The sequence below is a fragment of the Aeromonas sp. Marseille-Q7275 genome (assembly GCF_965119515.1).
Genome location: NZ_CBCPLW010000020.1, coordinates 65,993 through 81,038 on the forward strand (window position 1 = coordinate 65,993; position 15,046 = coordinate 81,038).

Annotated in this window: 9 protein-coding genes; 2 read left to right on the forward strand and 7 right to left on the reverse strand. The window is 62.8% G+C overall.

Translation table 11 applies throughout. From position 1 onward, the window contains the following. Position 1: 1 nt before the first annotated feature. The 5 genes from ACWPWQ_RS17325 to ACWPWQ_RS17345 all read right to left on the reverse strand — a co-directional run bounded on the left by ACWPWQ_RS17325 (position 2) and on the right by ACWPWQ_RS17345 (position 4,836). Positions 2 to 1,201, reverse strand: coding sequence for an acetate kinase (locus tag ACWPWQ_RS17325; protein WP_454010351.1), 1,200 nt, complete (start codon positions 1,199 to 1,201; stop codon positions 2 to 4). A 362-nt stretch (positions 1,202 to 1,563) separates the two neighbouring features. Beyond that, positions 1,564 to 2,034, reverse strand: a complete 471-nt coding sequence (locus ACWPWQ_RS17330; RefSeq protein ID WP_404837829.1) for a YhcH/YjgK/YiaL family protein — start codon at positions 2,032 to 2,034, stop codon at positions 1,564 to 1,566. 300 nt (positions 2,035 to 2,334) lie between these two features. After that, on the reverse strand, positions 2,335 to 3,441 hold the full coding sequence (locus tag ACWPWQ_RS17335; protein ID WP_139435958.1) for a 1-acyl-sn-glycerol-3-phosphate acyltransferase: 1,107 nt from the start codon (positions 3,439 to 3,441) through the stop codon (positions 2,335 to 2,337). Between the two features lie 221 nt (positions 3,442 to 3,662). After that, entirely contained in the window at positions 3,663 to 4,214 is a 552-nt protein-coding gene (rimJ, locus tag ACWPWQ_RS17340; protein WP_342059922.1) for a ribosomal protein S5-alanine N-acetyltransferase, read from the reverse strand. A gap of 61 nt (positions 4,215 to 4,275) precedes the next feature. Further along, positions 4,276 to 4,836, reverse strand: coding sequence for a GNAT family N-acetyltransferase (locus tag ACWPWQ_RS17345; RefSeq protein WP_025325892.1), 561 nt, complete (start codon positions 4,834 to 4,836; stop codon positions 4,276 to 4,278). A 348-nt stretch (positions 4,837 to 5,184) separates the two neighbouring features. On the opposite strand from ACWPWQ_RS17345, the gene ACWPWQ_RS17350 reads away from it, so the two are divergent. Continuing rightward, positions 5,185 to 6,954, forward strand: a complete 1,770-nt coding sequence (locus ACWPWQ_RS17350; RefSeq protein ID WP_454010352.1) for a M4 family metallopeptidase — start codon at positions 5,185 to 5,187, stop codon at positions 6,952 to 6,954. Between the two features lie 48 nt (positions 6,955 to 7,002). Here the strand turns inward: ACWPWQ_RS17350 and ACWPWQ_RS17355 are convergent, their stop codons facing one another. After that, the gene (locus ACWPWQ_RS17355) at positions 7,003 to 7,902 is read right to left on the reverse strand and encodes a LysR family transcriptional regulator (protein WP_025325890.1); all 900 of its coding nucleotides are present in this window, start codon (positions 7,900 to 7,902) and stop codon (positions 7,003 to 7,005) included. 208 nt (positions 7,903 to 8,110) lie between these two features. Between ACWPWQ_RS17355 and mdtH the strand changes: the two genes are divergently transcribed. Continuing rightward, entirely contained in the window at positions 8,111 to 9,304 is a 1,194-nt protein-coding gene (gene mdtH, locus ACWPWQ_RS17360; RefSeq protein WP_454010353.1) for a multidrug efflux MFS transporter MdtH, read from the forward strand. Between the two features lie 189 nt (positions 9,305 to 9,493). On the opposite strand, the gene ACWPWQ_RS17365 is transcribed toward mdtH, so the two are convergent. Further along, positions 9,494 to 15,046: type I secretion C-terminal target domain-containing protein (locus tag ACWPWQ_RS17365; RefSeq protein ID WP_454010354.1), on the reverse strand; the 5,553-nt coding region annotated here is incomplete at its 5' end.

Sequence of the window (15,046 nt, forward strand, 5' to 3'; positions counted from 1 at the left end):
CTTAACCGACCAGGTTCAGGGCATCGCGGGCGATGACCAGCTCCTCGTTGGTGGGCATCACCATGGCCAGGCGGCTGCCTTCGGCGGTGATGGGACCTTCACCCCCCAGCACGGCGGCGTTGTTGGCCTCCTTGTCGACCTTGAAGCCGAACAGGGCCAGCCGCGCCAGCACCATCTCGCGCACCATGGCGGCGTTCTCGCCGATCCCGCCGGTGAACACCAGGGCGTCCAGACGACCGTCCATGGCGGCGGCATAGGCCCCGACATACTTGGCTACCCGGTAGGTGAAGACATCCAGCGCCCGCTTGGCGCCGGCGTCGGTGGCGTAGTTGCTGGTGACGTAACGGCAGTCGCTGCTCGCCTCGGTCATGCCCAGCAGGCCGGACTCGCGGGTCAGCACCTGGTTGATCTCGTCCACGCTGTAGCCGAGCTGGTCGTGCATGAAGAAGACCACGGCGGGATCGATGTCACCGGAGCGGGTGCCCATCGCCAGCCCTTCCAGCGGGGTCAGCCCCATGGAGGTATCGACGGACTCGCCGTTTCGGATGGCGCAGACGGAGGCACCGTTGCCCAGATGGCAGTTGATGATGTTGAGCTCGGACAGCGGCTTGCCCAGTGCCTTGGCGGTCTCTTCGGCGATGAAGCGGTGGGAGGTGCCATGGGCGCCGTAACGACGGATGCCGTTCTCCTGATAGAGCTTGTAGGGCAGCGCGTAGAGGTAGGCTTCCTGCGGCAAGGTCTGGTGGAAGGCGGTGTCGAACACGGCCACGTTCTTTTCGGCCAGGGCCGGGAAGACCTTGAGGGCGGCGCGGATGCCGATGAGGTGCGCCGGGTTGTGCAGGGGGGCGAACGGAATGGCGGCCTCGATGCCGGCGATGACGCCATCATCGATGCGAACGGAGCGGGAGAACTGCTCGCCACCGTGCACGATGCGATGGCCGATGGCGACCAGCTGCTCGGCGAGTGTCGGATCCTGGGGCAGGATGTGACCCACTATGTGGTCAAGGGCGGCCTGGTGCGCGGCACCGGCGCCCAGCATGGCTTCGCCCTTGACTCCGTGGAGTTTCCATTTGATACGTGCGTCATCCAGATTGAAGCATTCGGCCAGGCCGGACAGCATGTCCTCACCTGTTTCGGCGTCCATTACGGCAAATTTCAGGGAAGAGCTACCGCAGTTAAGGATCAATACCAACTTGCTCATGTTCTACATCTTCCTGTGCTTCGGCTTTATGCCGACAGTGTCGTGTCATCCAACATGGATGGGATTCCCCTGCCGGGGGCGTTATGGTCGCAGGAAAGTGCGCCCAATTTTTCAAACTGTCTGGCGCCGACCCAGGGCCTGGCGCGCTTATCCTTTCAAACTCTCTGACGCCGACCGCCAACTCTGGGCCTGGCGCGCTCATCCTTTCAAACTCTCTGGCGCCGACCCATGGCCTGGCGCGCTCATCCTTTCAAACTCTCTGGTGCCGACCTTTCGGCAGGCACACTCGTCGAATCATCGATTCGGGACGGACCGAGCGGCTGCCCTGTCGTGGCGGGTGCCCGGGCACCCGGCGCTGCCGCTCAGACCGAGGTCAGCAGCGACTGGTGGACCTTGACAACCAGCTTCTTCACCAAGCCCGGGGTGGTCAGGGTACAGAGAGGGCGATGCAGTTCTCCCGGCCAGAAGATGGCAAAGTCGCCGGGCTGCAACGCCAGATAACTGGTCTGGTCGTCATCGACGAACCAGAGATCGGGGTGGGGATGATCGGCGCCGTCGCTCACATAGGCATGGGGCCCGACGCCGATCCACTCCTCCCCCCGCAGCAGCAGCTGGATGTCCAGATACTGCTCATGAAACTCGCCGCGGCGATCCACGACCGGCTCGGTCAGCTCTTCGCTCACCAGGCAGAACAACTTGAGACCGTCTATGTCCTGCTTGCCAAGCGGCGCCTCACGCCAGTGGGCAAGGCTCTTCACCACCTCGGCCATGATGCGGGCCAGGGGCGCGGGCAAGGGGGTGCGTTGCAAGGTATCCAGACTGCCGGTGATCATGGGGTTCGCATCCTTAGGTATATCTGCCGTCTATCTTTGTCCATCAATGAAAAAGGACCCCTAAAGGTCCTTATTCAGCGTCGTCTGCCATCCGTGCAGACTCGAAGAGCGCCTGGTTCGTCTTGTTGGCGCCGGGTCACTGTTGCACAGTCGCCCGCCCCTTGCCAAGAGATACCCGCTCATTCACCCGATGATCGTACCAGTTGAAACAATATTATTCACTACTCCATTGCCACCGACTTTGACCAGACGCAAAAACGGGAGCATCTGCTCCCGTTTTTTTCACCGAATCGGCGTCATTCAAACCTTGCTGGCGTTCTCCACCGGCTTGGCGTACATGGCACGCCAGATGGCCTTGTGCTCTTCCGGCACCTCCGACTGGCGGGTCAGGAAGGCGGTCTGCTCTATGGTGCTGGCCTTGCCGGGCACATCTGCGGCCAGGTAGTTGCCCGGGAAGAGGCGGTAGCTGCTCCAGATCGCCTTGTCGATGAGCGCGGCCAGTTCGTCCGGATCGCTGAAGCCCTCTGTGATGGGGGCGCCGAAGGAGACATGTACCCGCCCCTTCTGGCCGACGATGCCGGCGACTATGCTCTCGATGTCCTCGAACTCGCCCTTCTCGTAGCTGCCGTTGACCGACTTCTCGTAGAGCTCCCGCGCCTTGGCCTTGTCGGTGGGGTCCAGCTCGTAGCTGATGCTCACCGGCACTATGTTGAGGCTGCGCATGTAGTCGACGAAGTCGATCTTCTGCTTCTTGCCGTCCACGTAGAACATCTTGAGGATGGCCGGATCCGTCTTGTCGTCCCCGTTCTTGGCGCGCCCTTCCTTCTGGGCGATCCAGATGGAGTGCCCCTCGTGGACCGACTGGCCTATGTAGGCAGACAGCTCGCCGAGGGCCTTCATCATCTCCCGCGGCCCCTTGGCGGAGCGCTTGACGATGAAGCTCTTGTTGAGCTTCATCAGCTCGGTGGCGCAGGGCTTGCGCAGCAGGTTGTCGCCGATGGCGATGCGCACGGTGTCGAAGCCATGGGTGTGCAGCCCCCAGTTGACGAACGCCGGATCCATGGCGATGTCCCTGTGGTTGGAGACGAACAGGTAGCCCTGCTCCTTCTTCAGATGCTCTAGGCCGGAGAAGCTCACCCCCTGGGTGGAGGTGGCTATCATGCGGCTCATGTAACGGGTCACCCCCATCTGCACCTGATGAACGGTGCTGACCTTGGCCCACTTGTGGCGCAGGAACTGGCGGATCAGCGGGCGAATGGCCCAGCCCAGCCAGCTCATCAGGGAACCGAAACGGTATTTGGCGATGGCGCCGATAAACTCGTCATCCTGGATCAGCCGCTCGATGGCAGCCGGCACTTCGTCATCGCGATAGGGGCGAATGTCCGCGAATCTATCTACTTCTGTCACAATGTCAGCCTTGCATGTATGGAGTCGCGACCAGCTGCTGCTGGCCGGGAAAATTCAGGGCGCAATTTTACACGCTTTTGGGGTCAGGGGTATGAGAGGCATACAGATAGTGCGATCTTGCCGTGAAAAAGCCGAGAGAACCTGGGTAACCAGGATCCGGGACGGCCTGCGCCAACGGCTTGACGAGGGGCTGACCCCGCCCGGAGAAAGCCACCGACTCCTCAACCTGCCGGATTGAGCAGCGCGGTGAGGACGTGGTCCTCCCAGCGGCCGTTGATCATCAGATAGTCCCGGGCATAGCCTTCCCGCTCGAACCCGAGACGCGTCAGCAGGGCGCCGCTGCGCCGGTTCACCGGCATGTAGCTCGCCATGATGCGGTGCAGGTCGCGCTCCCGGAACAGGTAGTCGATGCCGGCGGTCACCACCTCCTGCATCAGCCCCTGCCCCTCATGGGCCTGGTCGATGGCATAGCCCAGATGGCATGCCTTGAACATGCCCATCATGATGTGGGTGAAGTTGCAGGTGGCGAGCACCCGCTCCCCTTTGGGATCGAGCGCCACCAGTTGCACGGCGCTGCCGTCGAAAAACTGGCCGTAACCGTCGCGCAGCCGCCCCTGCCAGTGACCCAGGGTGTAGAAGCTCTCGTCCCGTCTCGGCTCCCAGGGCTGCAGATGGGTGCGGTTGCGCAGGTAGAAATCCAGCATCAGCTCGGCCCGCTCCGGGGGAAGGACGGTCAGCCGGGTGCGGGCCGTGGTGATATGGGGCAGGGTCAGCACTCTGCCTCCCCATGCTGGCCAGGCATGGCGCCAGCGACCTGGCTGGGCCGGGACTCCATCAGTGATCCCTTTCCCGCAGCCTGAGCCAGTCATCCCGCAGCAGACCGTAGTGGACGTGATCCACCACCCTGTCCGCCAGCCGCTCCGCCCGCCGGGTGATCCCCTCCTGCTGCATGCCGAGCCGCTCGCACACCGCCCGGCTGGGCTCATTCTCCAGCGCGGCGCTGATCTCCACCTTCTCCATCCCCATCTCCTCGAAGGCGTGATGGATCAGGGCCTGACAGGCCCGGGTGATGATGCCGTTGCCCTGCCAGCGCTCCGCCAGCCAGTAGCCGATGCTGACCTTGGCCAGCCCCTGATCGATCTGGTTGTAACCGATGACACCCACCACCTCCCCCTGATACTCGATGGCGGTGGTCAGCCCCTCGCCCCGGGCAAATTTCTCGATGGCGTGGCGAATGAAGGTGGCGCTGTCAGAAGGCTGCTGGATATGGGGCACCCAGGGCAGCCACTGGGAGAGATAGTCGCGATTACGCTGGCAGAGGCGAAAGAGTTCGCTGGCCATGTCGGGTTGCAGGAACAGGAGCGCCAGCTCGTCATCCAGTTGCCATGAAAACATTGCTCCTCCCCCGCCTTTGGTCCGGCCCCCGCCGTCATGGGAGCCAATGTAGTCAATCAATCCCTTGTTTGCCAAGGACTTTCGGTGCCTTTCACCGGCAGGCAATCCCCATATGGATGTGCCCATTTGGGCACTATTTTCAGCCTTGCAGCAATCAGCCCTTTCATTGGCACAAGTCACCAGATTAATGACGACTTTCAGCAGCCACGGATGGCAACAGTCAGATCTGCTACGCCTTTATGCTGCTCTGTCACAAATGACAGGCAGTTATTTCAGACCGGCGCACTAGTGTAAGAGCGCCGGGCAACGGACCCGGCGTGTAATCTTCATCGACTAAGGAAAGACGAGATGAACAAAGTCTATTTGGCCGTCATGCTGGCCTGCTGGGGAAGCGCCGCCATGGCGGCAGAACAGGTGGAAGTGAACCAGGTCTCCGACCTGCCCGGCGCGGTGAGCGGCGCCGCCAGGATCGGTGCCCTCGCCGCAGGGGATGGCGAGTTTCGCAAGGTGCGGGCGGTGACACTGCCCAATGGCCAGCAGCGGATACGCTATGAGCAGACCTGGCAGGGCATTCCGGTGTGGGGCCAGGTGCTGGTGGCCGATCAGGCCCTGGGGGGCCAGGTCAACCAGGTGTCCGGCACCATGCTGCGCAAGATAGATGCCGACCTGACGGGCCCGGCCGTCGCCCTCTCTGCCAGCGACGCCGCCCTCAAGGCCCGCAGCGGCGCCAAAGGGAGCAACGAACAGGTCAAGCTGTTCGTGATGCAGGATGAGACCGGCCAGGCCAGGCTGGTCTATCTGGTCTCCTGGCTCGCCGCCAGCAAGGAGCCGAGCCGCCCCTTCGTGATGATCGACGCCCAGACCGGCAGCGAGCTCAAGCGCTGGGAGGGGATCAACCACAAGGACGCCACAGGCCCGGGGGGCAACGTCAAGACCGGCAAGTACTTCTATGGCGCCGATTTTGGTCCCCTCAAGGTGGACGACAGCTGCCGCATGAGCAGCACCAACGTGGACACCATCAACCTCAACCACGCCGCCAGTGGGGGGGCGGTGCACCAGTTCAGCTGCCCGGAGAACACGGTCAAGGAGATCAACGGCGCCTACTCCCCCCTCAACGATGCCCACTACTTCGGCAACGTGGTGTTCGACATGTACCGCAACTGGTACAACACGGCGCCGCTCAGCTTCAAGCTCAAGATGCGGGTGCACTACAGCCGCAACTACGAGAATGCCTTCTGGGACGGCAGCCAGATGACCTTCGGCGACGGCGCCACCACCTTCTACCCCCTGGTGAGCCTGGACGTGGCGGCCCACGAGGTGAGCCACGGCTTCACCGAGCAGAACTCGGGCCTGGTCTACTCGGGCCAGTCGGGCGGCATCAACGAGGCCTTCTCCGACATGGCGGGGGAAGCGGCAGAAAACTACATGAAGGGCAGCAACGACTGGCTGGTGGGGGCCCAGATCTTCAAGGGCAACGGCTCCCTGCGCTACTTCGAGGATCCGACCCGGGACGGCAGCTCCATCGGCCATGCCAGCGATTACTATGACGGCATCGACGTGCACCACAGCTCCGGGGTCTACAACCGCGCCTTCTACCTGCTGGCCAACACCAGCGGCTGGCAAACCCGCAAGGCATTCGAGGTGTTCGTGCTGGCCAACCGCCTCTACTGGGGCCCCAACACCAGCTTCGACCAGGGTGCCTGCGGCGTGACCAGGGCGGCCACCGATCTCGGCTACAACCTGAGCGACGTGGCGGCTGCCTTCAGTGCGGTCGGGGTCAACGCCAGCTGCGGCGCCACACCCCAACCCGGCAACGTGCTGCAAAACGGGGTCGCCGTGACCAATCTCACCGCCACCAAGGGGGGCAAGCTGAACTACACCATCGAGGTGCCCGCCGGCAGAAGCCAGCTGGTGGTGACCAGCAGCGGCGGCAGCGGGGATGCGGATCTCTACGTGAAGTTCGGCAGCGTGCCGACCAGCAGCAGCTATGACTGCCGCCCCTACAAGAGCGGCAACGCCGAGACCTGCACCCTGAACTCGCCCAAGGCGGGCACCTGGCACGTGCAGTTGAGCGGCTTCAGTGCCTTCTCGGGGGTGAGCCTCAAGGCCAGCTACTGATCCCGAATGTCAGTGAAGGGAGAGCGCCGGACTTGTCCGGCGCTTTTTTCATGCGGGCTTGCCCGACCAGCGCCGGGCCAGGGTGCGCGCCGCCTCCAGCACCCGCTCCTTGGCGGGATTGGGCCGCTTGCCGCTGCGCCAGGCCATCATCACGTCCCAGTGATCCGGCGGCAGATCCGTCACATCCAGTTTCACCAGACGGCCAAACTCCAGATCCCGGGTGATGGCGAGCGCCGGCATCAGGGTGATGAAGCCATGCTCCAGCGCCAGCTCCCGCGCCGCACTGGCGGGCTGGATGGCGTGCAGCGGGCTCGCCACCTGGCGCAGCAGCCGCAGTTGCAGGATCAGCTCGTCACAGCCGGTGCCCCACTGCTGGGGGGCCAGCCGCTCGTTGGCGATGTCCTGCAGGGTCAGCCCCTGCCGTCCGGCCAGCGGATGGGTGGCGCAGGCCACGGCGATGATGGGGGAGCGATAGAGCAGCTCGAGCTGGATGCCCGCGATGGCGGGACACTTGAGGATGAAGCCGACGTCTGTCTCGCCGGTCAGCAGCTCCTGCATGATGACGCCGGAGTGATCCGTGCTGCAGCGGATCTCGAAGGCCTCGTCCACCAGGGCCAGCAGCAGGGGACCAAACACCACAGTGGTCAGGGAGGGGAGGCAGGAGAGCCGGATCCGCGGCAAGGCGGGCGCCCCCTGCATCGCCAGCCGTCCCCCCTCCAGGGCGCTCAACGCACTGGTGGCCGCCGGCAGGAACTGCTCGCAGGCCGGTGTGGGGGTGGCGCCACGGCGGTGACGACGGAACAGGGACTGACCCAGCTCCTGCTCCAGCACGGCGATCCGCTGGCTCACCATGGGTTGTGACCAGCCGCGAATGGCCGCCACCTTGCTGAAGCTGCCACGGTTGGCCACATCCAGCAGCAATTGCAAATCATCGAGTGTCACAGCCATAACCAAATCCAATATGAAATATAGCCAGTTGTCGGCTACCACTATATCTGGAGCCCCACCAGAATAGCAGCATCAATCGTCGTGAAATGGCAGAACGCCAGCGAGTCAGGGACTTATCGTCGCCCTTGGCTCTGTTTGGTGACGGCGCCATTCGGATAATGAGTACACAACAAATAATGTCATCGAAGCAAGCAGGGGTATAAGGGTCATGGTGGAGCGGGCGAGGCGGTTGGGGCGGTGGTTCTTGGCATTGGATTCCCTCTTGGTGATCCTGGGGTTCTTCGTGGTGATGCCCATGATCAGCCTGCGATTCGTGGATCAGCTTGGCTGGGCCGCCGGTGTGGTCGGGCTGGCGCTGGGGCTGCGTCAATTGACCCAGCAGGGGCTGGGGGTCTTCGGCGGCTCGCTGGCCGACAAGTTCGGGGCTCGCCCCCTCATCGTCTGCGGCATGTTGCTGCGGGCGCTGGGCTTTGCCAGCCTGGCCTATGCCCAGAGCGGGCTGGAACTCATCCTCTCCTGCATCATCTCTGGGCTCGGCGGCTGCCTGTTCGATCCCCCCCGCGCCGCCCTGGTGATCAAATTCACCCGCCCGCGAGAGCGCGGCCGCTACATCTCCCTGCTGATGATGCTGGAGAGCGCCGGCGCCGTGGTGGGGGCCCTGCTCGGCAGCTGGCTGCTCAACTTCGACTTTGAATATGTCTGTCTGCTGGGGGCCGGTCTGTTCGTTTGCGCCGCCCTGTGCAACCTGCTGATCCTGCCCCCCTACAAGCTCTCCCTGCGGCCGACCCCGATCCGGACAGGCCTCGGCCAGGTGCTGGCGGACAAGGCGTTCTGCCGGCTGGTGCTGATCTTAAGCGGCTACTACGCACTCTGGGTACAGGTGATGCTGATCTTCCCCATCCTGGTCAAGCAGATGGCGGGCAGCACCACGGCGGTGGGCTGGATGTATACCCTGGAGACGGCCATCTCCCTGGCCCTGCTCTACCCCCTTGCCCGCTACGGCGAGCGCCACTTCAAGCTGGAAAACCGCCTGATGGCGGGGGTGCTGCTGATGACGGCGGGGATCGGGCTGGTGGCCTTTGCCACCACCTTGCCTGCTGTCTTCCTGCTGCTCGCCTGCTTCTATCTCGGCATCGTCATCGCCGAGCCGGCGCGGGAAACGCTCATGACCAAGCTGGCGCAGCCGGGGGCGCGCGGCAGCTACATGGGCTTCAGTCGCCTTGGTCTGGCGCTGGGTGGCATGACGGGTTATGTGGGGGGCGGCGCCCTGCACGACTACGCCATGGCCCAGGGCCAGCCCTGGCTGCCCTGGCTGGTGCTCGGCACCGTCGGCGTCACCACCCTGCTGCTGCTGGTGAACTGCTTTCAGCGCGATTCCCGTCTGGCCCAGGTCAATGCCTGATCCTTGAGCACGCAATGTGGATGACCCCGGGGCGCCCCTCGTTCGAGGTGGCGCCCTTCTTTTGCTCTGCAGCAACACAGGACCGGCGCCCCCTCCCCTTGGCTGCCTCTTTCCTCCACCCCACGAAGACCGAATGACGCGCATAAAAAGCGGCAGATTGCTCTGCCGCTTTGTGTCCATCTGGCTGGGTTACTTGTCGATATCCAGCAGATTGTTGTTCAACATGTAGTCGATGACCTGGTTGGCCGTGGACCCCGCTCCCCCGGTCAGGGTGTCGAAGGTGTGGTTCACCAGCACTATCTCCTGGGTCACAGGTGCCGCGCTGCTCTCTTTCACCTGCAGGTGCACTCCTTCGCTGTCCTGGAACACAGAGAGCAGGCTCTTCAGGGTGGTCTGGTTCTTGCTGCCATCGCTGTCGAGCAGGTCGCTCAGATCCAGCTTGTCCCCTTCCGACTTGGAGAAGTCGACCACATAGTCCTTGGCAACGGAGCCTGCGACCGTGTCCCCCTTCAGCCAGGTGAAGGTATCGGATCCCGCATCCCCCTTCAGGATGTCGTCGCCACTCCCCCCGATCAGGATGTCGTTGCCCAGGCCGCCGCTCAGCACGTCGTTGCCGGTCCCGCCGTACAGGGTGTCGTTGCCGCTGCCACCACTCAACACGTCGCTGCCACTCTCGCCATAGAGGGTGTCGTTGCCGCTGCCACCGAACAGGATGTCGTTGCCGGCGCCGCCGTACAGGAAGTCGTCACCGCCCTGACCGAACAGGATGTCATTGCCATCCCCGCCGTAGAGGGTATCGCCCTTGTCATTGGTCGACGACTGATCGAACTCGCTGGCGTGATCCGTGATGTAGGAATGCACCTGGGCATCGGTCACCGACCCGGCCCCCAGCTTGCCGCTCACATACTGCTTGATGGCCGCATAGCCTTCCCCGCTGATACCGGTGAAGCGTACCGCGTCGCCAAACAGGATGTCGTCGCCTGCCCCGCCATCGAAGCGGTCGGCCCCCGGCAGGTTGTTGATGGAGGTCCCCAGGATGGAGTTCGCCAGATCGGAGGCAGACACGTTGGACTGCACCACCTGATCGCTATCGAACTGCTTCAGGGTATCGATGGAGACGTTGCTACCGATGCCGATGGCCTGCAGAACGACCTTGTTGGCGGCCAGGAGCGGCAAGACGGCCAGGGCGTTTTGCAGCGCCCAGTAGTTGCCGTCATAGGCGGTGGAAATCTCGAAGGTGCCATCCCCTTGCGCCTTCAAGGTACCGATGGACGTCGAGTTCCACTTGTTGTTGTTACTGTTCTGCGACCACTGCTGCACCCTGCCGTTGGCATCGATCAGCATCCTGCTGGTGCCGCCTATGGTGGCGTAGAAGGCCTGACCCGGCACATAGTTATTGACGTTGACGAACGAATCGAGCTTCTCGCCAGTCACCAGGTTAATGACAGGGTTGGTATCCTCATAGCCGTAATAGGTGTTCGGCGCCCCATCGGTGATGAAGTAGGCCAGGTTCTTCGCATTGGCGTTGTTCTTGGCGGTGTCGCTGTTGAACCAGTTGGAGGTGGTCTTGAGGGCATCCTCGTAGTTGGTCGCACCACCGTCCCAATAACTGCCGTCCATGCTGCCGAGCACGCTCTGCAGCTTGGTCAGGGCATTGGGATCCTTCAGATCCACGCTGATGGACTTGTTGGCCTGACTGTCGAAGTCCACCAGGAAGATGTTGACCTTGCCCGCACCCTCGGTCCCGGCACTGTTCTTGAGGCTGGTAAAGACTTGGGTCAGTTGGGCCTTTATCGTCTCCATGGCGTCGCTGCCGATACTGCCGGAACTGTCGACCATGAAGGCGATGTTGTAGTTCTGGCCCGGCAATACCACGCTGCCATCCAGATCCCCCACCACGATATTGTGCTCACTGCCGTAGGTCCGGTTCTGATCGCCCGGCTCTCCTTCGATGGCGTTGAAGTAGCTCAGGCGGATGCTGTCATCGTCGGTGGCGGAGCTGGTCTGATCGGTTCCCACCTCCTTGGCGATGGCGTCCACCTTGAGATCGACCTGGCCAGCGCTGCTGCCAGGGACTCGCAGGGTCAGGCCGGTCAGCTTCACATCCAGCGCACTCGCACTCCACAGGCCGCTGCCGGCGGTGAGGGTGAGCTTGCCATCAACCCCGACGGTACCCAGCAGCTGATTGCCGCTGTAGAGTTCTGCCCCCTTCGGCATGCCGCTCAGTACCAGGCTGTCGAGTACTTCGCTGCCATCCCGATCGCTCAGGGAGGCGCTCAGCTCCAGCGGGTAGTCGACCACCGTCGGCTGCACCAGGGTCAGCTCACCCGTGCTCTGGTTGAGCTGGTAGATGCCGTCGGCGAACTGGACATACTCCACGTCATGCAGCGCCTTGGTGATGCCGGCGCCCTTCTCTGTGACGGAGAAGTCGAACCAGCGATCATTGACCGAGTATCCGCTGCCCTTCTTGATGGCGTAATCGGCCCGGTTGCCGGTCAGCACGGCGATATCTGTACCGGCACCGCCATAGAGGCCGTCGCCGCCAAGACCGGATACCAGCACATCGTTGCCATCACCGCCGTAGAGGGAATCCCCCTGGGTCGCATTGCCGCCGACCAGGACATCGTTCCCCCCCTGCCCATAGAGCAGATCGCCACCGCCGTGGGTGCTGACGATATAGTCGTTGCCGCTGTTACCAAGCACCTGCTCCTGGCCACTGCTGCTGTCCGCCAGCGAGTTGGTGATGCCAAAGGCCGTCTTGCTGAAGTTACCGGATTGGAACTGCTCCGTGGTGACACTCGCGCTCGGGAAGCTCGGGTTGTAAGACGGAATGCCATTCCCCGTCAGGGTAACGTTGACGGTGGGTTTGTCGGCCACCGCCGCCACGTCGATCACCAGCTTGCTGCCGTTGCTGAGGTTGGCACCGTCGCTTATCTGATAGCCGATGCTGGCGTAGTCGCCCTTCATATTGCCGGCCAGGGCGCCATTGCCGTTGGCGGCATTGGTGCTCGATTCATTCAGACCGGGCACGAAGCGCAGATGGCCCGCATTCACCTCGGCGTAGGAGATGAGGGATCCGGTTTGCACCGCAACCCACTGCCCCGCCGCATTGAGGTATTCGAGGGTACCGTTCAGGGGCAGGGTGTTGATCTGCACCCCGAGATCGCTCGCGGCCTGATCGTCGCTGGCACCGAACTGGGCCCAGGTCAGCACCTGGGGCTTGTCTTCCTGCCCGGCACTGTGGCCACCGGCCGCCGTCGGCGCCCGATCGTTGTCGACGATAGTACCTGTGCCGCTCTGGCCACCTATGGTCACCGACAGGGTCTCGTTTGCCTCGACCAGACGATCGTTCACCGTCGGTATGGTCACGGTGAAACCGGATACCCCGGCCGGCACAGTGATCTTGCCGGTGGTGCTGTTGTAGGTCACCCCGTTGCTGAACTGGGCAGTCCCCCAATCCAGGTTGGATGCGGGGTTGCTGCCACTGCCCCTGATGGCGAAGTCATATTGCGTCGCCTCCTGGGTCGCGTCGGACAGGGTCACCGTATGTTCCAGGCTACCGCCTTCGATCACGCTGTCGACAGAGATCCCCTGAACGATGGGCGTAAAGAGCGGCTTGGTGGCAAACGACCCGATACTCACATCCCCATCGCCATCCGTCACCTGGATCCGGAAGTCGATGTCGCCATCGCCCTGGGGTTTGGACATGTTCTGGTACTGGAAGAACTCCCACTTGCCGGTGGCCGGGGTGAACTCCAGCCGGAAGACCAAGTTGCCGCCCGCATCCTTGCCGAGCAGGGTGTTGGTCCCGCTGGAGGTGATGGAAATGGCGGAGCCGGAAGCCGTCCGCAAACCATTTTCGAAGGTTGCCGGATCCAGCACCAGTGCCATGGAGCCCTTGCCATCCGCACCCCACTGCGGCGTCACGGTGCCGGAGCCATAGGCGATGGCCTGCGCCGTGTCGGCACCGAGGAACTCGATGCTCTTCACCGTCAGATCGCTGTTGTCCTGGGTGTTGGTGTTGCCGTTGTTGGTCGCCTTGATCACCATGGTATCGAAGCCACCCTGCTGCACCTGGAAGTTCTGGTTGAACTCCCCGCCTGCCGCCGTCGAGCTGAATACCAGGGTATTGATCAGCACACCGCCGCGATAGAACTCGACGACCCCGCTCTCCAGCTCGCCGCCAAACATCTGGCTGAACTTGATGTTGGCACCATAGGCGACCTTGCCCGCATCCAGCTTGATGACCAGTTGCTCGGAGGCAGAGGTGCCATTGGCGAAGTGACGGAAGTCGATCTCGTTGGCGATGTTGTGATAGGGCCCCTTCTCGCTGGCCACACCGAGCCCGGCGCTGGAACCGTTCACATCCGCGCCCTTGAGTGTCGAATCCTTGTCCGAGGTGAAGCCCAGGGCACTGATGGTGAAGCCCGTCATGTCCAGGGTCGAATGGTTGCCACTGAACTGGGTCAGATCGAAGAACCCGGTCAAGGTGTTCGGGATATTGGTCTTGGCGACGGACACGGCGTCGGCATTGCCAGCGATGGGGGAGTCATCCTCGATGCTGACATCCAGCTTGTCCTTGGTGCTGCCGCTGCCATCGGAGACCTCCACATCCAGTTGGAACGACAACTTGTCTTCCCGAGTGGTATCAGCGTGATCGAGCGGGCCCTTGAGGGTCACCTCATAGGTCCAGTCCCCTTTGCCACTGGCATTGGGTGCGGTCAGTTTGACCTCGACCACCGGCTTGTAGTCGGCAGAGCCTATGGTGCCCGTGTAACCGACCAGCGTCTTGCTACCCGCACTCCAGTTCCACTGGACCTGAGCACCACCGGATGTCAGCCCGGTCGGTCCGTTCAGGGAGATGTTGAGGGTGCCGCTGTCGATGTCACCCACCGAGAGGATACCGGACGCCTTGATGGCATCGGTACTATCCGGGTTGCCGGTCATGTCTGCAATGCCGTCTGCCAGCCCCTCTTCGGAGACGACAGCCCCGTTGGAGATGGTCAGCGTCGGCAGATCGTTGACCGCATCCACCTTGATGGTCACGGTTGCGGGGCTCGCATCCACGGCGCCGTCGTTGTCCACCGCCGCATAGTTGAAGCTGGTATTGCCGTTCCAGTTGGCATTAGGAGTGAAGGTGAGCTTGCCGGCGTCCGCCACCGCAATGCTCTGATCCACCGTCACCGCCACCCCGTTCAGATAGAGGATGCCGTTGGCCGGCAGGCTCTTGATGGTGAAACTCACCACGCTGCCATCGATGTCGCTGCCACTGAGGGTCGGGATGGCGATGCTGGCTGCATCTTCCTGACCAGTTGCCTGCTTGTTCGCCGTCTCCGGCGCTTCATTCAGGATCTGCGCGTTGTCGCTGCCCGGCAGGGAGACGTTGCCCGCCTTGTCGGTCTGGGTCGCCGTCACCGTCAACGATTTGCCGTTGGCCGGGGTCGTCTCCGTCCAGCTGATGGTGCCGTTCTGATAGCCATAGCTCTTGCCATCGCTTGCCAGCAGGGTGCCATCGGCTTTGAGCGTCAACTGGACAGTGCTGTTCACCCCGCCATTGTTGATGGTCAGCGTCACCTTGCCACCTGCAACCAGGTCGGCGTGATTGACCCCGGCGCGCACCTGGATCTGATCATTGCCGATCTCGGTCTTGGTCAGCATCTGGTCGTTGTTGGCATCGTCCACGATGACCACGGTTGGCGTGCCAGCCGCCTGGGTGTCGACCCCGTAGCCTTCGCTGTCGGT